At 60.9% G+C, this 534-nt stretch carries 2 protein-coding genes; both read right to left on the bottom strand.

Annotated elements, in window-relative coordinates:
- On the bottom strand, nucleotides 1-328 hold a 328-nt coding region (locus I6F66_RS22065), incomplete at its 3' end, for a hypothetical protein (protein WP_197209888.1).
- The coding region (locus I6F66_RS22060; protein ID WP_197209887.1) for a hypothetical protein at nucleotides 325-534 on the bottom strand (210 nt) is incomplete at its 5' end. The genes I6F66_RS22065 and I6F66_RS22060, both read right to left, overlap by 4 nt.

The following is a 534-nucleotide window of genomic DNA, read 5'->3' as shown; positions in this document are numbered from 1 at the left end:
CTGCTGCGAGATGGTGCGCGATCGCCCGCATAGCATCTGGATTACCGACCAGCAGTCGCTGCAACATCTTTCGCGCGCCCGACAATTCTTCGCGACCGTCCAGGCGAAGGTGCGGCGGGTAGCCTTCATCCTGGGCAAGCTGCTGGAAAGTGGGCTCGCGAAAAAACTGCGTCTGACTGAGGGAAATGCCGCCTTCGATCACGTTGACGTCGCACAGGCATGCTCGCCATTCACAAAGCCACACGTCCAGGATTTGCGCCAGCTGCAGCTCACCGTCAGGCTTAGTGCCGCCCACTGACACTCCGCTACCTTCAATTCGCCCCATCATAGCGCACCTCCCAGCGTTTCGGCCGCGCGGCGCTGTTCATCCATCAGGATACCCAGCAGCGTCATCGCTTGCCGGAGACCTGTTGCGGTGTGGCGATCTGGATTGATCAGCGGGGCGATTGTCTCCGCCAGCTGATCGGCATTGATGAGATGCGCAGCAGCCTGGTCGACCGCTATGGCCGGGTACTGATCTCGGCAGTCCGGAAT

The organism is Pseudoalteromonas sp. NZS100_1 (assembly GCF_015864285.1).
GTDB classification, from domain to species: Bacteria; Pseudomonadota; Gammaproteobacteria; order Enterobacterales; family Alteromonadaceae; genus Pseudoalteromonas; species Pseudoalteromonas arctica.
The sequence above is the reverse complement of the archived record's forward strand: the minus strand, read 5'-3'. Positions and strand labels throughout refer to the sequence as shown.